This window comes from Duganella kummerowiae (assembly GCF_053572355.1).
The window spans coordinates 260,116-280,700 of the sequence record NZ_JBKFEH010000002.1 but is presented as its reverse complement, the minus strand read 5'-3'; the positions used below and the strand labels follow the sequence as shown (position 1 = coordinate 280,700).

Below are 20,585 nucleotides of genomic sequence, written 5' to 3'. Positions count from 1 at the left end.
TGGGCAGCCGAAGCTGCCCATAGTCAACAAATTAACAGGAATTACGCTACGGCATGTTGCGGTGCGGTGTCGCGCATTGAGAGCTCGTCATACAGTTGGCGGAACTCCTGGCTAAGTTTGTGCCGCACATCAAGGTGTACCATGGGCAGATTATGTTCGTGCGACTCGCGTATGCGCACGGAACTCGATAATTTACTGTCTAGCACAGGCAATCCTTCTTCCAGCAAGCGCGCGACCATGCGCTGCGGCAGGCTGGCGCGCGGCTGGAACTGGTTGACGACGATGCCTTCGATGCGCAGCCGGGGATTGTGGTCGGATTGGATTTCGGCCACATTGTTCATCAGCGTGTACAGGGCCTGGCGCGAAAAATCATCGCAGTCGAACGGAATCAGGCAGCGCTCGGCCGCGATCAGGGCCGACTGGCTGAAGAAGTTATAGGCCGGCGGCGTATCGACAAAGATTTCGTCGAACTCGGCCTCCAGCTCGTTGAGCAGGTCGCGCAGCTTGTAGATCTTGTGGCGCGACTCCAGCTTCGATTGCAGGTCGCCGATCTCCGGATGCGAAACGATCAGCGACAGATTCTCGAACGGCGTGGCGTGCACATAGCTGCGCGCCGGCGTAGGGAAGATGGTGAAGGCCAGGGTTTGTTCGAAATAGGCCGCCACCGTAGGCGCGGCCTGCTGCGCCGCATCGCCCAGCAGGTAGCGGCTGGAGTTGCACTGTGGGTCCAGGTCGATCAGCAAGGTGCGCTTGCCCTGGTGCGCTGCGATGGCGGCCAGGTTGACGGCAATGGTGGATTTGCCGACCCCGCCTTTCTGGTTGAAGATCACGCGTTTCATCCGTCTCCCTCCTGCGTTATGGATGCCGCCTAGTGTAGCAGGGTATGCTGCATCGCAATAACAAAAGTGCAAAAAAGGCAGCCGAAGCTGCCTTTGCGGGGCGGATGCGTGCGCTGTTACTGTTTGACGCAGTCCACGAAGTAGCCGCGCTTGCCATCCACTTCACGCTTGACCAGGCCGTGCACGTCGGTCTCGAAGCCGGGGAAGCGCTCGTTGAAGTCGCGTGCGAAGCGCAGGTAGTCGACGATGGTCTTGTTGAAGCGCTCGCCCGGGATCAGCAGCGGGATGCCCGGCGGGTAAGGCGTCAGCAGGATGGAGGTGATGCGGCCTTCCAGCTCGTCGATGGCGACCCGTTCGATTTCGCGGTGCGCCATCTTGGCGAACGCGTCCGACGGCTTCATGGCCGGCACCATGTCCGACAAGTACATCTCGGTGGTCAGGCGCGCCACGTCGTAGGCCTTGTAGAAGTCGTGGATCTGCTGGCACAGGTCGCGCAGGCCGACTTTTTCATAAGTCGGATTGGCGGCCGAGAATTCCGGCAGGATGCGCCACATGGGCTGGTTCTTGTCGTAGTCGTCCTTGAATTGCTGCAGTGCGGTCAGCAAGGTATTCCAGCGGCCCTTGGTGATGCCGATGGTGAACATGATGAAGAACGAGTACAGGCCGCATTTCTCGATGATCACGCCGTGCTCGGCCAGGTACTTGGTCACGATGGAGGCCGGGATGCCGGTCTCGTCGAACTTGCCGTCCAGCGACAGGCCGGGGTTGACAATGGTGGCCTTGATCGGGTCCAGCATGTTGAAGCCCGGCGCCAGGTTGCCGAAACCGTGCCAGTCGTCCTCGGCGCGGATGACCCAGTCCTCGCGCGAGCCGATGCCGTCTTCGGCGAATTCCTGCGGACCCCAGACCTTGAACCACCAGTCCTTGCCCCACTCCTGGTCGATCTTCTTCATGGCGCGGCGGAAGTCCAGCGCTTCCAGGATGGATTCCTCCACCAGGGCGGTGCCGCCCGGCGCTTCCATCATGGCGGCCGCCACGTCGCAGGAGGCGATGATGGAGTATTGCGGCGAGGTCGAGGTGTGCATCAGGTAAGCCTCGTTGAAGGCGTCCTGGTCCAGCTTGACGGATTCCGACTCGCGCACCAGCACCTGCGAAGCCTGCGACAGGCCGGCCAGCAGCTTGTGGGTGGACTGGGTCGAGAAAATCATCGATTCCTTGGCGCGCGGGCGGTCCTTGCCGATGGCGTGCATGTTCTTGTAGAAATCGTGGAAGGTGGCGTGCGGCAGCCAGGCTTCGTCGAAGTGCAGGGTGTCGATCTTGCCGTCCAGGAGCTCGCGCAGGGTTTCCACGTTGTACACCACGCCGTCGTAGGTGGACTGGGTGATGGTCAGGATGCGCGGCTTCTTGTTCACGGCTTCGCGCGCGAACGGATTGGCCTCGATCTTGCGCTGTATGCTCTCCATGGAGAATTCTTCCAGCGGGATGGGGCCGATGATGCCCAGGTGGTTGCGGGTCGGCATCAGGAACACGGGAATGGCGCCGCACATGATGATGGAGTGCAGGATGGACTTGTGGCAGTTGCGGTCCACCACCACGATGTCGCCCGGGGCCACGGTCGAGTGCCATACCATCTTGTTCGAGGTCGAGGTGCCGTTGGTGACGAAATAGCAATGGTCGGCATTGAAGATGCGGGCCGCGTTGCGCTCCGACTTGGCCACCGGGCCGGTGTGGTCCAGCAGCTGGCCCAGTTCTTCCACAGCGTTGCAGACGTCGGCGCGCAGCATGTTTTCGCCGAAGAACTGGTGGAACATCTGGCCTATGGGCGACTTCAGGAAGGCCACGCCACCGGAGTGGCCGGGGCAGTGCCAGGAGTAGGAGCCGTCGTTGGCGTATTCCACCAGGGCGCGGAAGAAGGGCGGCGACAGGCCGTCCAGGTAGGACTTGGCTTCGCGGATGATGTGCCGCGCCACGAATTCCGGGGTGTCCTCGAACATGTGGATGAAGCCGTGCAGTTCGCGCAGGATATCGTTGGGGATGTGGCGCGAGGTGCGGGTTTCGCCGTACAGGTAAATCGGGATGTCGGCGTTCTTGTAGCGGATTTCCTCGACGAAGGCGCGCAGGGTCTTGAGCGCATGGTCGGTTTCCTCGGCCGAGCCGCTGCCGAATTCCTCGTCATCGATGGACAGCACGAAGGCCGAGGCGCGCGATTGCTGCTGGGCGAACTGCGACAAATCGCCATAGCTGGTCACGCCCACCACTTCCATGCCTTCTTTTTCCATGGCGTCGGCCAGGGCGCGTATGCCCAGGCCGGAGGTGTTCTCGGAACGGAAATCCTCGTCGATGATGACGATGGGGAAACGGAATTTCATGGTGTCTCCAAAAAGAAGACCGCCCCTGACTATCGTGCAGAGGCGGGCAGGGCGCTACGGCGCAAAAAATTAAGAACGGGATTCTCGCAGAAATGCGGGCGATCCGGTGAAAAAATATCACACGTCATATTAGTGCAAGATTGCAACAGCCTGATGACATGCAGTGTACGCCCCCGCAGGGCGGAGCGGCGTCCGCTTATTCCTTGTCAGTGTGCCAGCAGGCTGGCCAGCGGATCGATGTGCAGCCAGGCAAAGGCCCCCAGGGCGATGCCGACCGCCGCAACGCCGTACGCCGCGCCTTGCAGCCATTTCTTGCGGGTCAGCAGGGTGATGGCGGCCAGCGAAATGGCGATTTGCTCGGCCGTGGTGGCCAGCGCCCACTGGTGGTGGGTGTGCAGGGCTTCGTCCGACTTCTTGTTCCACTCGTCGGCAGCCTTGTCCAGTTCCTCGGCTTCCTTCTTGATCCTGGCTTTTTCCGCCTCGTAGCGTTCGACCTGGGCCTTGTAGCGCTCGTGGTCCACGCCGGGCAGGGTCATGGCCAGTTCGGCCAGGTTTTCCTTGTTGGACTTGGCCTGGTAGTAATTCCAGCTGTTGGCGGCCTTGGTTTTCTCGATGGCGGCATTGTTCTTGAACAGGGCCGCGTCATTCTGGGTGGCGCCGCCCTGGTAGCCGAACATGGCGCCCACGGTGGCCAGGATGGCCGTCATCACGGCGATGTTATTGGAGAAGCTGTCGCTCTGGTGGGCGGCGTGTTCGACCGCGTGGTCGTGCGGACCGTGTACGTGGAATCCTTGTCCGGACATGGTTGTTTCCTTATTTGCGCTGGTAAGTGACGAAAGCATAGGGCAGGGCATCGGCCGAGACATGTTGCTCGCGCCCCGTTTCCTGCCATACCGTGGGATCGATGGCTGGGAAGAAGGCGTCGCACTCGAAAGTGTGGCCGATTTCCGTGACGACAAGAGTATGGCTCAGCGGCAGGGCCTGGGCGTAGATCTCGGCGCCGCCGATGATGTAGGCCGGCAGGCCGCTGGCCAGTGCCACGGCGGCCTCCAGGGAGGCGGCCCTTTCGGCGCCCTGGTGCGACCAGGCCGGGTTGCGCGTGACCACGATATTGCGGCGGTTGGGCAGCGGGCGGCCGATCGAGTCAAAGGTCTTGCGGCCCATGATGATGGCGTGGCCGGTGGTCAGGCGCTTGAAATGGGCCAGGTCCTCGGGCAGGCGCCACGGCAGGGTATTGTTGATCCCGATGCCGCGCCCGGCGTCGGTGGCGACGATAATGGTCAGATTGCTCATGGTGGCTAGGCTCAAGGGCGGATGGCGCGCATTATCGTTGAAACCCGGTGCAGGGGGAAGTGCCGCGCACGCCATCCGTTGCGCAAGCCATGTTTACGATAGGATACCGGCTCACCTACAGTCAAACAGAGCACCATGACGACTTTTGAAAAAACTGGCAGCCGCGCCATCCCCTCGCTGCAAGCCACGGTTGAAGACTACATCGAGACCACCACCGGCGCCCGCCACATCCACCTGGCCAGCGATTCGGCCGAGATGGTGTTCCTGGTGGCCTTCCCCACGGTGCCGGACGTCAGCGACGGCCGCGCCCACATCCTCGAACACCTGGCCCTGTGCGGCTCGCAGCGCTATCCGGTGCGCGACCCCTTCTTCGCCATGATGCGGCGCTCCACCGCCACCTTCATGAACGCCTTCACCTATGCCGACCGCACGGTGTATCCGTTTGCCAGCACCGACAAGGCCGACTTCTTCAACCTGCTGGACGTCTACCTGGACGCGACCTTCTTCCCGAATCTCGATTACCTGAACTTCCTGCAGGAAGGCTGGCGCTACGTGCTCAAGGATGGCAAGCTGTCGTACCAGGGCGTGGTGTTCAATGAGATGAAGGGCGCCTTCAACGATCCTATCCGCGCCCTGTACAGCGGCGTCGAAAGCACCCTGCTGGCCGGCACCACCTACGAGGTCGAATCGGGCGGCGATCCACTGGTGATCCCCGAGCTGACCCACGAGATGCTCAAGGAATTCCACGCCAGCCACTACCACCCGTCGCAGGCGGTGTTCATGACGGCCGGCGACATCAGCGCCGCCGAGATCCAGGAACAGATAGAGAAACGCGTGCTGTCCAAGCTGTCCGGCAGCGCGCCGCGCATGCTGCCGCAGCTGGCTGCCGGCTTTGCCGCGCCCAAGTCCAATGAAGTGCGTATCCCCTCGCAGAAGGCCAAGCCGGATGAATACGGCTTGCAGTTCGCCTGGCTGCTGGGCGAATCGGCCGACCTGGACACTTATTACAACGCCTACCTGCTGTCGTCCGGCCTGCTGGGCGATTCGTCGGCGCCGGTGATGAAGGCCATGGAATCGGCCGGTTACGGCCGTCCGTCGCGCCTGAACGGGCACGACGATGGCCCGCGCCAGATGATCTTCCACATCGGCATGGAAGGCTTGACCGAGCCGCAGATCGAACAGGCCCGCGCCCGCATCTGGGCCGCGCTGGAACAGGCCGCCGAGGAAGGCGTGCCAACGGAAACCCTGCAGGCGGCCCTGCGCGACGTGCGCTACAGCCAGCGCGACACGTCCAGCGGCCGCATGCCGAACGCGCTCACGCGATTGCTGCACGCGCTGCCGGTGGCCATGCGCGCCGGGAATGTGTTCGACGCCTTCGACAGCGACGAGCACCTGGCCAAGCTGGAAGCGGCGATCCAGGATCCGGCCTGGTTCAAGGGCCTGGTGCGCAATCTGCTGGACTCGCCGAACCGCCTGACCACCAGCGTGATCCCGGACGCCGACTACTTCAAGGCCCGCGACGCCGTCGAGGAAGCCCAGCTGGCGGCCCGCACGGCGGCCCTGGGCGACGCTGAGCGTGCCCGCATCGAAGCGGACACCGAGGCGCTGGAAGCGCACCAGCAGCTGCCGTCCAGCTCCGAGGTGCTGCCGCGCATCCGTCCGTCGGACGTCAGCCCGCATCCGCGTCCCTCGCTGCCGGTGCCGCCCGTGCAGGAGACGGCAGGCGCCAGGATGCTGCCGTTCTCCATCGCCTCCAACGGCCTGTCGTATGTGCGCGTGCTGTACGACGTGTCCGGCTTCAGCACCGAGGACTGGCCGTGGCTGCGCCTGTACAGCGACCTGGTGACGGAACTGGGCGTGGGCGAGATGGACTACGAACAGGCCGCCGCCTGGCGCCAGCGCATGGCGCCATCCTTCCACGTTGGCCTGGAGGCGACCCAGCAGCCGGGCGGCGCCCTGCACCTGGACCTGTGGTATGGCGCCAGCGGCCTGCGCGAGGAGCATGCCAACATCGCCGAACTGGTGTCGCGCAGCATCGCCGAGGCGCGCTTCGATGAACATGAGCGTCTGGCCTTCCTGATCGACAGCCAGGTGCAGGACCGCCTGAACGGCCTGGCGCAGGCCGGCAACCGCTACGCCATGCTGTCGGCGGCGGCGCCGGTATCGCCGCTGCGCCGCTTCGAGGACGAAATCAGCGGCGCCGCCGCGCTGCCGTTCTTCGGCCGCCTGCTCAAGCAGATCGGGACGCCGGAAGGGTTGGCCGCCATCGCTCAGCAGCTGCAGGCCCTGCACCAACGTATCATCGCCATCAGGCCGACCGTGCTGTCGGCCGGGGTGGGCGAGGATGGCCAGGCGCTGGGCAGCCTGCTGGCACTGCCGGCATCGCAGCCGGTGGCGCGCAGCGCGGCGCCGTCGCTGGCCGAGGCACCGCTGAGCAGCGTAGCGCTGCACGCGGTCAGCCAGATCAACCACTGCGTATCCGTATGGCGCGCGCCCATGATGCAGGAGGACGGCTCGGCCGCGCTCGCGGTGGCGGCTGAACTGATCACCAACCAGCTGCTGCACCCGGCGCTGCGCGAGAAGGGCGGCGCCTACGGCGGCAATGCCGGCTATGCGGGCAGTACCGGCACCTTCAGCATGTCGTCTTACCGCGATCCGCGCCTGGCCGGCACCTACGCCGATTTCGATTGGGCCATAGCCCAGGTGCTGGAAGCCGAGTTCTCGCAGGAGGAGCTGGAAGAAGCCATCATCTGCGTGATCAAGGGCATGGACAAGCCGAACGCGCCCTACGACCAGGTGCTGCACGCCTGGAGCCTGCGCCAGCGCGGCATCGACGACGGCGCGCGCCAGCAGTTCCGCACCGCCGTGCTGAACTGCACGCTGGACCAGATCCGCGCGGCGGTACGCAGGTGGCTGAAGAACGGCCAGCCGAGCCGCGCCGCCTTTGCCGGCAACCTGACCCAGGACCTGGCCGGCCTGCAAGGCGTGGACTTGCTGGAACTGGCCAACGCCGCCTAAAAGCCAGCGGCAACCCCGGGGTCAGGTCTCTAATTCGGACATGGGTTCGCTGGAAAAAGCAGGCTCATGTACCGATTAGAGACTGACCCCGATGTTATTTGGCATAGAAGGTGGACAGGGCGGCGGCCAGCTGGTCTGGCGCTTCGAGCGGGATCATGTGGCCGCTGCCATGCACGATGGCCAGCCGGACTTGCGGGGACTGCGCGGCAATCTCGCGCAGGTCGCCGGCGCTGACCATGGCGTCTTCCTCGGCGCCGATGATGAGTACCGGGCAGGTCAACTGATCCAGCCGCGCGGCCAGGTCCTCGCGGTCCATCGCGGCCACGAACTGCGCCAGCATCACGTCCTTGCCCAGGTCCAGCGACATCTGCTGTATGGTTTCCGTGATCGTCTTGTCTCCCATGTGCGATGGATGGACAAAATTGCGCAGCTGGCTGGGCGGCATGCCGGCAAAGGCATGTTTTTCCAGCGCCGTCATGGTGCGCTGGCGGCGTTCCTTTTCCTCGGGACGCAGCGCCCTGGCCGAACTGGCGATCAGCACCAGCGAGGCCACCCGCTCCGGGTGGTTGAGCGCATGTTCGAGCGCCAGATACGCGCCCAGCGAGAACCCGACGATGTGGGCCTGCGGCGCCGTGCGCGCCGCAATCACAGCTTGCATTTGCGCCCGCGTGCGGGCCTTGTACAGCGGGATATGGTTAGCTTCCACATCGCCCGGCAGCAGCGGAACCAGCTTGCCCCACAGGCGCTGGTCGCACATGGTGCCGGGGATGAAGTCGATCTGCATGGGATCGCCGCCAATCATACCGCCATCGCCGCCGTGATGGGCGCGTGGTGCTGGTAGCCTTCCAGGCAGAAGTCGGACGGTTCGATCTTTTCCAGCCATTCCGGTTCGTACTTGCCGGTCCGGGCGAAGTCCGGCACGCGGTCCGAGATCACCAGCCGGGGCGCCGGGTAGGGCTTGCGGGTCAGCTGTTCCTTCACCATGTCGATATGGTTTTCGTAGATATGGGCGTCGCCGATGAAGTAGCTGAACCAGCGCGGCGTGTAGCCTGTCAGGCGGCCGACCAGGTGCAGCAGGGCCGCGCCCTCCGCCATGTTGAACGGCGCGCCCAGGCCCAGGTCATTGCTGCGCACGTACAGGCACAGCGAAATCTCCCGGGTGGTGGGATTCGGGATGAACTGGTACAGCAGGTGGCACGCCGGCAGCGCGACCTGGTCCAGCACGGCCGGGTTCCAGCCGTGGAACAGGATGCGGCGGCTGCCCGGATTGTGCACGATGGTGTCCAGGCATTCGCGGATCTGGTCGATGGCCTTGTACAGCAGGACTTTCCTGACACCGCCATCATCGAGCGGGGCGATGACGGTGTAGCCGTTGCGCTGGGCGTCGGCGATCTGCTGGCCGGCGCTGGTGTCCAGCAGTTTGTAGCCCGGCCATTGGCGCCATTGCACGCCATAGACCGGGCCTAGGTCGTCCTCGCCCAGGCGGTGAGGGTTCTCCAGCCACTGCTGGTTTTCGTTGGCGTTCTGGTCCCATACCTTGCAGCCCAGCGCGCGGAAGTCGGCCGCGCTGCGCGAGGCGCGCAGGAAGGCGCACAGCTCACCCACCACCGACTTGAAGGCCAGCTTCTTGGTCGTCACGGCGGGGAAACCGTCTTTCAGCAGGTCGAAACGCATCATGGCGCCTGGCACGCTCAGGGTGCGGATGCCGGTGCGGTTGTCCTGCCAGCTGCCGGTCTCCAGCACGGTGTTGATGAGGTCCAGGTATTGCTGCATTCGATACTCCTAGTGTTGCGGGGCTTGGTCAAGGCGCTATTTTAACCGCTCAGCGCTTGCCGGTCCGGGGCTTGGACGCCGTGGCGCGGGCGGTGGCGCGGGCCGTCGACTTGGCGCCACGCCCACCTGCCACCACCACTGCGCCCCTGGGCGCCGACGGCGCAGCGGCGCTACGACGCGCCTTGCCGGCATTGTCAGGGACGCCTGGTTTGCTGGCATAGCCTGGGGCGCTGCCTGCGGGGCGGGGCGCAGCGCTCTTGTTCGCCACTGGGGCGGCGCGGCCGGTGCTGCTGGCTTTGCCGGCCGGCTGCGCAGACATAGGGGGGGCGGCAGCGGCTTTGCCGCCGGGAGGCCCGGTGAACGGGCGCTTCTTCCCGCCTGCCGCAGCAGCCTTGGCCGCCGCTGCGGCCTGGCCGGCGGCGCCGGTCTCCGGCACCCGGTGATCGGCCTCGAAGCCCGGTTCCTCCTCGCGCCGTATGGTCTGGCGCATCAGCGTTTCAATCTCGCGCAGCTGGTCCACTTCATCGGCGCAGACCAGCGAAATGGCCTCGCCCTCGGCGCCCGCGCGCCCGGTGCGGCCGATACGGTGGATGTAATCCTCGGCCACGGTGGGCAGATCGAAGTTGATCACCTGCGGCAGCGCCTCGATATCGAGTCCGCGCGCGGCCACGTCGGTGGCCACCAACAGCTGCACCTGGGCTTTCTTGAAACGCTCCAGCGCGCGCAAACGGGCCGGCTGGGTCTTGTCGCCGTGGATGCTGTCGGCGCTGATGCCTTGTTCCTGCAGGGTTTTCACCAGCTGGTCCACGCCCTTGCGGGTCTTGACGAACACCAGCGCCTGGCCCCAGCGCAGCTTGCGCAGCAAATGCAGGAACAGCTCCGGCTTGCGCTTCTTGTCGGTGGTGACCAGCCATTGCCTGACGCTGCGTGCGGCGGTGTTGCGCGGGCTGACCTGGATGGACAGCGGATCGTTTTGCAGCGCCGCCGCCATGGCGCGGATATCGTCGGAGAAGGTGGCCGAGAACAGCAGCACCTGGCGCCTGGCCGGCAGCGCCTCGAACACGGCGTTCAGCTCGCGCGCGAAGCCCAGGTCCAGCATGCGGTCGGCCTCGTCCAGAACCAGGGTCTGCAGCGCGTCGAAATGCAGCGCGCCCTGATGGCGCAGGTCCAGCAGGCGGCCGGGCGTGGCCACCAGCACGTCCAGCCCCTTGCGCAGCCTGGCGATCTGCGGTTCCAAGGGCACGCCGCCATAGGCGACATGGCAGCGCAGCGGCAGGTTGCCGCCGTAGGTGCGGAAGCTCTCGTAGACCTGCTCGGCCAGCTCGCGCGTGGGCACCAGCACCAGGCAGCGCACCGATTGCGGCATGGCGACGCCCGCCATGGTCAGCTGCTGGAGTATGGGCAGGGCAAAGGCGGCGGTCTTGCCGGTGCCGGTCTGGGCCGCGGCCAGCACGTCGCGGCCGGCCAGGACTGCGGGTATGGCCTGCTGTTGCACCGGCGTCGGCTCGCGGTAGCCCAGGGTATCCAGTGCGCGCAGCAGGGGATCGATCAGGCCGAAGTTCTGGAAAGTCATGATGAGGGAGCCGGCAAAAGGCGCAAGTGTAATCTAATTCAGCAGTGCGGCCGACCACAGGCCGAGAATTTCCGGAAGCCGCTGCGCAGGGACGGCCAGCAGGTTATCCCCCACATAGAGCTCGGTGTAGCAGTGGTCCGGCAGCGCCGCATGGGCGACCCGGTTGTACAGCCACACGCCATGCTGCCGCGCGACCTGGTCGCGCAGTTCCAGCGCACGCTCGCAGGACACCGGCATATGCACGTGCAGCATATTGGCCTGCGGCCGCGCCGGATTCGGTTTCAACTGCGGCCAGGCACGCAGCGCTTCATACAGGTGCAGGGTGCGCCGGTAGTAGTCCGGCATGGCGGCCAGGCGGGCATCGAACTGCATGGCGGCGGCCACCACGTAGGGCGTGCGGTGGATCACGTTGCCGCCCTGGCGGTGGAACCATTGGCGCGCCTTGGCGACAAAGGCCTCGCTGCCTGCCAGCACGGCACCGCCCAGGCCGCCTATGCCCTTGTACAGCGAGACGTAGACGCTGTCAAAGCCGGCCGCGATCTGGTCCAGCGGCTTGCCGTAGGCGGCAGCCGTCTCCCACAGGCGCGCGCCATCCATGTGCAGGTGGATGCCCTGCTGCCGGCACTGCGCCTTGATGGACAACAGATCATCCCAGTCCGGGCACTGGCCGCCGATCTCGCGCGCGGGCAGCTCCAGGAGAACCGCGCCCAGCTGGTCGGGCACGGCCTGCAATTCCTCCAGCGTCCAGGGGCGGAAAGGATCGCCGATCTGCAGCGCCTGGAAGTGGTCGAACAGCTGGTAGTTGCTGCGCTCGTGGCGCAGGATGTGGGCGGTCGGATGCAGCGCCACCAGGCGGCTGCCGCGCTCCATGCAGGCAATGCGCAGCGCGGTGGCCTGGGTCATGGTCCCGGTGATGCAGAATGCGGCCGCCTCGCAGCCCAGCAGGTCGGCGATTTTCTGCTCGAATTGCTGCAGCAACTCGCCGTTGCCGTACATGTCATGGCTGACGCCGTGCGCCGCGCACCACGCCGACATGGCGGCGAATTGCTCGGTCGGCGTCTGCGCCCGGTGGCCGGGCAATATGGTATGGCATTGCTGCCGCAGTTCGGCATCGGTCATGGGCGTGCTCCTGTTGAGGAGCCCAATGTTACCGGGTTTTGGGCGCGCGCGCCGGCTGGCGGCTGAAGCCGGGCTTAATGCTCGATATGGACGTTGTGGAATTGCAGCGCCGCCAGGTTGGCGTAGATGCCGCCATGCGCCACCAGCTCGGCGTGGGTGCCGGTTTCGACGATGCGGCCATCCTCCATTACGATGATGCGGTCGGCGCGCTGCACGGTGGCCAGGCGGTGCGCGATGATGACGGTGGTGCGGCCTTGCATGGCCGCCTCCAGCGCCTTCTGCACCAGGCGTTCCGATTCCGCGTCCAGCGCGCTGGTGGCTTCGTCCAGCAGCAGCAGGGGCGGATTCTTCAGCAGGGCGCGCGCGATGGCGATGCGCTGGCGCTGCCCGCCCGAGAGGCGCACCCCGCGCTCGCCCAGGAAGGATTTGTACCCTTGCGGCAGGCGCTCGATGAATTCATGGGCGGCGGCCAGCCTGGCGGCCTGTATCACTTCCTCGTCGCTGGCGTCGGCGCGGCCGTAGCGGATGTTTTCCATGGCGTCGGCCGAGAAGATCACGGTATCCTGCGGCACGATGCCGATGGCGTCGCGCAGGGTATGCAGGGCCAGCTGGGTGATGTCCACCCCATCGAGCTTGATCTTGCCATGCTGCGGATCGTAGAAACGCAGGAACAGCTGGAACAGGGTGGTCTTGCCGGCGCCGGACGGTCCCACCACGGCCACGGTTTCACCCGGCTTGATGTCCAGCGAGACCTGGTCCAGGGCCGCGCTCTCGGGCCGGGAAGGGTAGTGGAACTGCACTGCTTCCAGGCTCAGGGCGGCGCCGTTGGCCGCGCGCGGCGGCAGCGCCAGCGGCTGCGCCGGCGAGACGATGGGCGACTTCACCGACATCAGTTCCAGCAAACGCTCGGTGGCGCCGGCCGCGCGCTGGGCCTCGCCCATCACCTCCGACAGGGCCCCGATGGCGCCCGCCGTGATGGAGGCGTACAGGATGAACTGCCCCAGGTCGCCGCCGGTCATGCTGCCGTTCAGCACCGCATGGGCGCCCAGCCACAGCACGAACACGATGGCGCCAAACACCAGCACGATGGCCAGCATGGTCAGGATGGCGCGCGCGCGGATGCGGTCCATGGCGGTGCGGAACGCGCCTTCCACCGAGGCGCCGAAGCGTTCCGACTCGATGCGTTCATGGGTGAAGGCCTGCACGGTGGGCATGGCGTTGAGGATTTCGCCGGCCAGGGCGGACGCATCGGCCACCCGGTCCTGCGAGTCGCGCGACAGCTTGCGCACGCGGCGGCCGTACATCACGATGGGCAGCACGGTCAGCACCAGCAGGCCGATGATGATGGCGGTCAGGCGCGGGCTGGTCACGAACAGCATCGCCAGCCCGCCCACGAACAGCAGGATGTTACGCAGCGCCATGGAGATGCTGGTGCCGACCACCGACTGTATCAGCGTGGTGTCTGTGGTGATGCGCGACAGGACTTCACCGGTCTGCGTGGTCTCGAAGAACTCCGGGCTCTGGGTAACGACGTGGCGGTACACGGCGCTGCGGATGTCGGCCGTGACGCGCTCGCCCAGCCAGGACACGGAATAGAAGCGCGCCGCCGTCGCCACCGCCAGGATCGCGGCCAGCCCGAACAGCGCCAGGAACACCAGGTCCACGTGCTGGATGCTGCGCGCGCCGGCAGCGGCGCCGAAGCCCAGGTCTATCATCTGCTTGAAGGCGGCCGGGATGGCCAGGGTGGCGCCTGCCGCCACCACCAGCGCCACACCGGCCACGGCAAAGCGCTTGCTGTAGGGGCGCAGGAAGGGCGCCAGTCCGCGCAGGGCCGCCAGGCTGCCCTTACGCTGTTCCTGGGCGGGGCTGGAAGATGCGGCGGGCGCCGGGCTGGCGGGATGCTTGCTCATATTGTAGGCTGCGGTGTCGGTGCTCATCTGGTTCAAAGCCGGTAATCAGTGTTCATACAATGTTCATAATTTCATGCGGCTGGCATAGCCCGTCATTTCCAGGTAGCCGTGGCCGGCCGGCTTGCCGTCGCGTCCCAGCGTGACGGCGCCTTCCCAGTACACGGCGCCGGTGGAGCGGCGCGAGTCCAGCTCCTGGTCGTCCTGCAAAGGCAGGATGTCCCAGGTGGTGCTGCCGGTGGTGAGGCGGGTGGCGACCGGATACTCGGCATTGGTGCGGGGCGAACGCCACCGCCGTTGCGGGGTGAAGCTGACCTGGTCGGGCTGATACTGCGTGATCTTGCCGGACGCATCGCGCCATGTCGCGTGCGCCCATAGTTTAGCACCTGTGCGGCTGCGGATCTCGAATGCCATCAGCGCGCCGCCATCGGCCAGGTTGGCGCCTATCCAGTCCCAGCCCTGGGCCTCGGCGTCCAGCACTTCGCTCGACCATTCATGGTCCAGCCATGCGCTGCCGGTGACGGCGGCATTGCCGCTCCCGCGCGCCACGGTGCCGGTCACGCGCAGTTGCGGTTCGCTGTAGTAGTAGCTGGCCTGGGCCGGCTTAGGTCCCTTGCGCGAGTAGCCCTGTTCGCCCTGCAGCAGGCGTGGCTGGGATGGCGCCAGCACCAGGTCCAGCTTAAAACCGGCGCCATTCACGGAGACCGCATAATTGCCGTCGGCGCCGCGCCGCATGCGCCAGTCGTCCAGGCGCACATCGGTGTCGCCGGCCTTGGCGTAGGCCAGGCCGAAGCCTTCGCGCGCGCTGCGCTGGTCGTGTAGCAGCTTGCCCTGCGCCGGGTCGGAGACGGCGGCGTGGCCGATGATGAGCTGCCTGGGCGCGAAGGCGCTGGGGTTGTCCCGGCCGTGCGCGGTGGCGCTGCGGAAGAAGGTCACCTGGAAGCCCAGCGGCTTGCCGTCCCGCGTGTTGAGCCAGCCGGTCACGTACCACCATTCGGTCTTGTGGCCGGGGTGGGCGCCCAGGTCGCCCGGAAAGCGCAGCGGCGCCGCCAGCGGCGTGACGGCATCGTACTGTGGCGGCGCAGCGCTGGCAGCCATGCAAAATAGCGCCAGCAGCGCGATCAGGTAACGCAGCATCACCAGTCCTCCCTCACGGCCCGTATCGGCCCGCCTGACAAGGCGCTACGGCCCGACACCAGCGCGGTCAGCGCGGCGGCGGCCAGCAGCAGCGCCGCCACGCCCCCCAGCAGCGGCCAGGGCATGTGCAGCTGCATGGTCCAGTGGAAGGACTGCGGGTTGACGATGAAAATCAGGACCAGGCTGATGACCCAGCCCAGCACGAAACCGGTCGCGATGCCGAGCGCCGTGAGCGCGCCGCCCTCGATGGACAGGATAGCCAGCACCTGGCCCCGGGTCACGCCCACATGGCGCAGCATGCCGAATTCCTTGGCCCGGGCCAGGGTCTGGGCCGAGAAAGTGGCGGCCACGCCGAACAGCCCGATCACGATGGCGACCGCCTCGAGCAGATAGGTGATGGCGAAGCTGCGGTCGAACACGCGCATGCTGAAGGCGCGGATATCGTCCGGCGCGCTGATCTCCAGCTCCTGTCCGAACCGCAGGCGCTTCAGTTCGGCAGTGACGGCGGCTGCGCTGGCGCCGGGCGCAAGCCAGATGGCGGCATTGCTGGCGTCCTGGTCGCCGGTGATGGCGCGGTAGTCGGACAGGCGGATCTGCACCGAGCCGGTGGGCGTGCCGTAGTCGCGCCATACCCCGGCCACCACGAATTCGCGCAGACTGCCCTGCAGCGGCAGGCGGATGCGCTGGCCCAACCGCATGCCGTACACATCCACCATGGCTTCCGAGATCCAGGCCGGCGCCAGCCCGCCTTGCTGGCTGGCGTCCAGCGCCGGACCGGTCAGCGCCAAAGTGCGCGCCGCGTCGTTGGCGTCGATGCCGCCGCGCGCGATCAGCGCCACGTTGGGCCGCTCGGGCGCCAGGGAAATGGAGCGTGAGCGCATGAAGTCCACCCGCGCCACGCCGGGCAGGGCGGCAATGGCGGCCTGCTCCCGGGGGCGCAGGGCGGCGGTGCTGCCGCCGCTGGTGGAGCGCGTGTACAGGTCGGCCGGCAGGATGTGCTGCATCCAGTCGTCGAACGACACGCGGAAGCTGGATACCATGATGGCCATGGCCACCATCAGGCTAAAGCTGGACAGCACGCCGCCCAGCGCGATCCCGGCCTGGCCGGATGCGTTGGCCAGCCGCGCCAGCGTCAGCGACAGCACGGCCGACGATTGCGGCTTGCGCGCCGCCCGCGCGCTCCAGCGGCGGTGGGCGTCGCGGAAAACGGCTGCGGCCAGGCGCGGCATGAGGGCGATGGTCCCCAGCAGCATCAGCGCGATGGACAGGTAGCCGGGCAGCGGCAGTTCCAGCACCGGCGGCGCCTGGGTCAGCGCGGCGGCCAGCGCCAGGCAGGCCAGCGCCGGCCACGGACGCGCCAAACGCCGCATGGCGCCTTCCTCCGTGCCCGACTTGAGCGCAACGGCCGGCTTGGCGCGCGCCGCTTCCAGCGCGGGCGCCAGGCAGCCCAGTACGGCCACCGCCACGCCCAGCGCGAAGTACACCAGCGCCGCCAGCGGCGTGGAATGCACTTGCGGGCGCACGCCGGCGAAGTAGCCGGCGCCCAGGTCGCCGCCCAGGAAATGCAGCACGGCGGCCGCCACGCCATAGCCGGCCGCGATGCCGATGGCCGATCCGGCCACGCCCAGGCTCAGGCCTTCCAGCAGGATCTGGCGCAGCAGGTGGCGGCGGTCCAGGCCCAGCACGCGCAGCAGGGCGAACTGGCTGCGCCGCCGCAGCACGGACAGGGCCTGGGTAGAGAATACCAGGAAGGCGCCCGTGAACAGCGCCACCAGGGCCAGCACGGTGAGGTTGACGCGGTAGGCGCGGCTCATGGCGTCGTTGCGGCTGTCCTGCTCCTCGCCGCCGGGGATGAGCACGCGGAAGCGCCCCGGATGCAGGCGATCCAGGTCGGCCGCGAGCGCGGCGCGGAAGGCGTCGCGGTTGACGCCGTCGCGCAGCTTGAGGTCGATGCGCGACAGCTGTCCCAGCTTGTCGAGGCGCCACTGCGCGGCGGCGATATCCATCACGCCAAGGCGCTGGCCGCTGCGGGCGCGCAGCAGGGAACCGGCCACGCGCAGCGGCACGTCGGCCACGCCGGAGCGCAGCGCCAGCGTACCGCCGTCTTTCAGGTCAAGCCAGCCGCGCGCGGCCGGCGACAGGAAAATGGCGTCGTCAGCCAGCGTATCCTCGGCTGCGCCTTCGGCCGGCACGCCCATCAGGTCGGGCGCGATATAGCCGGCCCGGAAGGCGTCGATGCCGATGATCTTGAGGGCGCCTTGGCGGCCGCCGACCGAAGCATCGAATTCCAGTATCGGCGAAGCCACGGCCACCCCGGGCCGCTGCGCCAGTACGGGATAGATATTTTCGTCGAACAGCGGCTCGGTGCCCGCCACCTGCACGTCGGCCATGCCGGACAGGCCCTTGACGGCGGACGAGAACTCGTTGATGGCGGCCGCGTTGATCAAATGGATGGCAAAGCCCAGCGCGATGCCGATGGCGATGGCCGCCACTGCCGTCAGCGCGCGCAGCGGATGTGCGCGCCACTCGCCCTGCAGCAGCCAGCGCGACAAGCGGCGCAGGGCGGCGCTCCCCATCAGCGCGGACACTCCAGCGCCAGCGTGTCGCCGGCGCGGCGAGCGCGCTGCTGTGCGCTGTCCCGCCTGGGCACGGAGGCGTTGCGCGCATCCTCGTCGGCCCAGCGCTTGGCCAGGGCCAGCTTGGCGCACTTTTTCTGGCGTGCGTCGGCCACGGCGGAGAGCTTGGCTTGCTCACGGGCGTACAGGTCCTCGCGCTGGTGGCGCGCCTTTTCCAGCGCGGCCGCTTCCCTGCGCTGCCGTTTCAGGTCCGAGGCTGCGCCGGGATCGGCCTTGGGTGCGTATGGCGCCGGCAGGACGGTGTCGGCGCCGGCCTCGCATGGCTGGTCGCCATAGGTGGTTTTGCCCTCGTGTACGCATTTGTGCATGGTTTGCGCGCGGGCGGCGGGCAGCGCCACGGCCAGCAGGCCGGCTGCCAGGGCGGCAAGGGTGTAGCTGGTGTTCATGATCATCCCTTCACAGAATTTTTCCGGGATTCATGATACCGAGCGGGTCCAGCGCCGCCTTGATGGCCCGCATCATGTTCAGCTCCACCGCCGGTTTGTAGCGGGCCAGTTCGCCGCGTTTCAGTGCGCCTATGCCGTGTTCGGCCGAGATCGAGCCGCCGAAGGCCATGACGCTGTCGTGCACCACGCGGTTGACGGCGTCTTGGTTGCGCAGGAAATCCTCGTTGGAGACGCCGGGCGGCGGCGCCACGTTGTAATGCAGGTTACCGTCACCCAGGTGGCCGAAGCACACCAGCTGGCAGCCGGGGAAGGCCGCGTCCAGCTGCGGATTGGTGGCGTCCAGGAAGGCGGCGATGCTGGAGACGGGCAGCGAGATATCGTGCTTGATGTTCTTGCCGGCCTTGGCCTGGGCCAGCGGGATATGCTCGCGCAGCTGCCACAGCGCCCTGGACTGCGCCACCGATGCGGCCACCACGGCGTCTTCGATGATGTCCTGCGCCAGCGCGGCGGCCACCGACTGTTCCAGCAGCGCCACCGCATGCGCTTCGGACTCGCTGCTGGACAGCTCCAGCAGCACATACTGCCCATGCGGCGTGGAGAAGGGCTGGCGCAGCAGCGGGAACTGCTGGCCCACCAGGGACAGGCAGTAGTGCGACATCAGCTCGAAACCGGTCAGGCTGGCGCCGCAGCGCGATTGCATCAGCGCCAGCAGGCGCAGGGCGTGGGCTGGCGAGGGCAGGGCGGCCAGCGCCGTGATGCTGGCCTTGGGGGCCGGATACAGCTTCAGTACCGCGCCGGTGATGATGCCCAGCGTGCCTTCGGCGCCAATGAACAGGTCGCGCAAGTCGTAGCCGGTATTGTCCTTGCGCAGGCCGCGCAAGCCATTCCAGACTTCCCCCTGCGCCGTGACCACCTCCAGCCCCAGGCACAGTTCGCGCGCGTTCCCGTAGCGCAGCACGCCGGTGCCGCCCGCGTTGGTGGACAGGTTGCCGCCTATGGTGCAGCTGCCCTCGGCCGCCAGCGACAATGGGAACAAACAGCCATGCGCGGCCGCCGCTTCCTGCGCCCGCTGCAGGATGCAGCCGGCGTCCACGGTCATGGTGAGGTTGACGGGATCGACCTGGCGCACGCGGTCCAGGCGCGCCAGGGACAGCACCAAGGCGCTCCCGCTGGCGTCCGGCACGCTGCCCAGCACCAGGCCGGTGTTGCCGCCCTGCGGCACCAGCGCCACCCGGTACAAGGCGCAGGCGCGCACCAGCCGAGCCACTTGCTCCACGCTGGCGGGGCGCAGCACGGCCGCCGCCTTGCCGGTAAACCGGCCGCGCCAGTCGGTCAGGTAGGGCGCCATGCCGGCGGCGTCGGTCAATACATGGGCCTCGCCGACCGCGGTGCGGCATTCGCGCAGAAAATCAGGATTCATTTGACCGTGCTGGATTTGATCTTGTCCAGCAGCTCCCTGGCCATTTGCCTGGCGGCGCGCTTGTAGGGCCGCAGGAACAGCACCGCGCACACGAAGTAGACACAGACGATGGCCGCTTCGCCCCAGCCCAGCCAGGCCGATACGCTGCCCCGGTCGCTGTAGCCGCGCACCACGCCCTCGGCGAAGTACAGCAGTATCATCATCGAGGTCCACTGCAGGGTGTAGATGTCGCGTTTGATCAGTCCCAGCAGCGGGAACAGCAGCGGCACGGCTTTGAGCACCAGCCAGGAGCCGCCCGGATGCAGGGGCGCCAGCACCGTCTCCCACAGCACGCACAGCAGGATCAGGGCGCCCAGGCTGCCCATCGCGCCCCAGTGATATGCCTTGTGCATGCTGCTTTCCATGTCTGTCCCCTATGCCGCCACGCGCGGCGCTTGTAGTTTGACCGCGGTTTCGGCCAGGCGTTTGCCCAGCGCCAGCGCCAGGCGTCTCTCATCTTCCGTAAAGGCCTTGCCGCCATCCAGGCCGGCCCAGTGGCTGGCGCCGTAGGGCGTGCCGCCGCTGGCGGTGGTCATCAGTTCCGGGTTGGTGTAGGGCAGTCCCAGCACCATCAGGCCATGGTGGAACAGCGGCACCATCATGGAAAGCAGGGTGGCTTCCTGGCCGCCGTGCAGGCTGCCGGTGGAGGTGAACACGCAGGCCGGCTTGCCGGCCAGGGCGCCGCCCAGCCATTGGGTTGCCGTGCCGTCCCAGAAATACTTCATGGCGGCGGCCATGTTGCCAAAGCGGGTAGGCGAGCCGACCGCGATGCCGGCGCATTCCTCCAGGTCGGCCAATTCCACATAGGGCGCACCTGCGGAGGGCACATCCGGCTCGGTGGCCTCGGCCACGGTGGACACGGCGGGCACCGTGCGCAGGCGGGCGTCGCAGCCCGGCACGCTTTCCACCCCTTGGGCGATCAGCTCGGCAAGTTTGCGCGTGGCGCCGTGCCGCGAGTAAAACAATACGAGAATTATCAGGTTGCGTGAGTTCATCAGCGTTATTATAGGGCGCTTGGCGGATAGCATGTTTGCTATTCTTATATCCACCATATCGAGTACAAGTTATTGAAATAC

16 protein-coding genes are annotated in these 20,585 nt (G+C 66.8%); 1 reads left to right on the top strand and 15 read right to left on the bottom strand.

Annotated features, from left to right (window positions below):
- Positions 1 to 41 precede the first annotated feature (41 nt).
- From ACLB1G_RS02040 to ACLB1G_RS02025, 4 genes are all read right to left on the bottom strand, one after another.
- Complete coding sequence (locus ACLB1G_RS02040) at positions 42 to 839, bottom strand: ParA family protein (protein WP_491625503.1); 798 nt, start codon at positions 837 to 839, stop codon at positions 42 to 44.
- Between the two features lie 116 nt (positions 840 to 955).
- Positions 956 to 3,208 (bottom strand): Orn/Lys/Arg family decarboxylase, encoded by a 2,253-nt coding sequence (locus ACLB1G_RS02035; RefSeq protein WP_491625502.1) that lies wholly within the window; start codon positions 3,206 to 3,208, stop codon positions 956 to 958.
- A gap of 206 nt (positions 3,209 to 3,414) precedes the next feature.
- On the bottom strand, positions 3,415 to 4,011 hold the full coding sequence (locus tag ACLB1G_RS02030) for a DUF4337 domain-containing protein (RefSeq protein WP_491625501.1): 597 nt from the start codon (positions 4,009 to 4,011) through the stop codon (positions 3,415 to 3,417).
- Between the two features lie 10 nt (positions 4,012 to 4,021).
- Positions 4,022 to 4,501, bottom strand: coding sequence for a dihydrofolate reductase (locus ACLB1G_RS02025; protein WP_491625500.1), 480 nt, complete (start codon positions 4,499 to 4,501; stop codon positions 4,022 to 4,024).
- A 135-nt stretch (positions 4,502 to 4,636) separates the two neighbouring features.
- Between ACLB1G_RS02025 and ACLB1G_RS02020 the strand changes: the two genes are divergently transcribed.
- Entirely contained in the window at positions 4,637 to 7,519 is a 2,883-nt protein-coding gene (locus ACLB1G_RS02020) for an insulinase family protein (protein ID WP_491625499.1), read from the top strand.
- Between the two features lie 94 nt (positions 7,520 to 7,613).
- Here ACLB1G_RS02020 and ACLB1G_RS02015 read toward each other — a convergent pair whose 3' ends face one another.
- The 11 genes from ACLB1G_RS02015 to wrbA form a co-directional block, all read right to left on the bottom strand.
- A complete protein-coding gene (locus ACLB1G_RS02015) occupies positions 7,614 to 8,303 on the bottom strand; it encodes an alpha/beta fold hydrolase (protein ID WP_491625498.1) in 690 nt (229 codons plus the stop codon).
- A 14-nt stretch (positions 8,304 to 8,317) separates the two neighbouring features.
- Positions 8,318 to 9,292, bottom strand: a complete 975-nt coding sequence (locus tag ACLB1G_RS02010) for a thymidylate synthase (protein ID WP_491625497.1) — start codon at positions 9,290 to 9,292, stop codon at positions 8,318 to 8,320.
- Between the two features lie 49 nt (positions 9,293 to 9,341).
- Complete coding sequence (locus tag ACLB1G_RS02005; RefSeq protein ID WP_491625496.1) at positions 9,342 to 10,865, bottom strand: DEAD/DEAH box helicase; 1,524 nt, start codon at positions 10,863 to 10,865, stop codon at positions 9,342 to 9,344.
- A 33-nt stretch (positions 10,866 to 10,898) separates the two neighbouring features.
- Positions 10,899 to 11,984, bottom strand: coding sequence for a threonine aldolase family protein (locus ACLB1G_RS02000; protein WP_491625495.1), 1,086 nt, complete (start codon positions 11,982 to 11,984; stop codon positions 10,899 to 10,901).
- Between the two features lie 74 nt (positions 11,985 to 12,058).
- A complete protein-coding gene (locus ACLB1G_RS01995) occupies positions 12,059 to 13,894 on the bottom strand; it encodes an ABC transporter transmembrane domain-containing protein (protein ID WP_491625667.1) in 1,836 nt (611 codons plus the stop codon).
- A gap of 63 nt (positions 13,895 to 13,957) precedes the next feature.
- On the bottom strand, positions 13,958 to 15,028 hold the full coding sequence (locus ACLB1G_RS01990; protein ID WP_491625494.1) for a lipocalin-like domain-containing protein: 1,071 nt from the start codon (positions 15,026 to 15,028) through the stop codon (positions 13,958 to 13,960).
- Positions 15,028 to 17,604, bottom strand: coding sequence for an ABC transporter permease (locus ACLB1G_RS01985; protein ID WP_491625666.1), 2,577 nt, complete (start codon positions 17,602 to 17,604; stop codon positions 15,028 to 15,030). Before ACLB1G_RS01985 ends, ACLB1G_RS01990 begins: the two co-directional genes overlap by 1 nt.
- Positions 17,604 to 18,050 (bottom strand): DUF4124 domain-containing protein, encoded by a 447-nt coding sequence (locus tag ACLB1G_RS01980; protein ID WP_491625493.1) that lies wholly within the window; start codon positions 18,048 to 18,050, stop codon positions 17,604 to 17,606. Before ACLB1G_RS01980 ends, ACLB1G_RS01985 begins: the two co-directional genes overlap by 1 nt.
- Positions 18,051 to 18,060: 10 nt before the next feature.
- Complete coding sequence (locus ACLB1G_RS01975) at positions 18,061 to 19,470, bottom strand: FAD-binding oxidoreductase (protein ID WP_491625492.1); 1,410 nt, start codon at positions 19,468 to 19,470, stop codon at positions 18,061 to 18,063.
- Complete coding sequence (locus ACLB1G_RS01970; RefSeq protein ID WP_491625491.1) at positions 19,467 to 19,874, bottom strand: DUF2069 domain-containing protein; 408 nt, start codon at positions 19,872 to 19,874, stop codon at positions 19,467 to 19,469. Before ACLB1G_RS01970 ends, ACLB1G_RS01975 begins: the two co-directional genes overlap by 4 nt.
- A 9-nt stretch (positions 19,875 to 19,883) precedes the next feature.
- Positions 19,884 to 20,504: an NAD(P)H:quinone oxidoreductase gene (gene wrbA / locus ACLB1G_RS01965; RefSeq protein ID WP_491625490.1), complete on the bottom strand. Its 621-nt coding sequence runs from the start codon at positions 20,502 to 20,504 to the stop codon at positions 19,884 to 19,886.
- Positions 20,505 to 20,585: the final 81 nt, after the last annotated feature.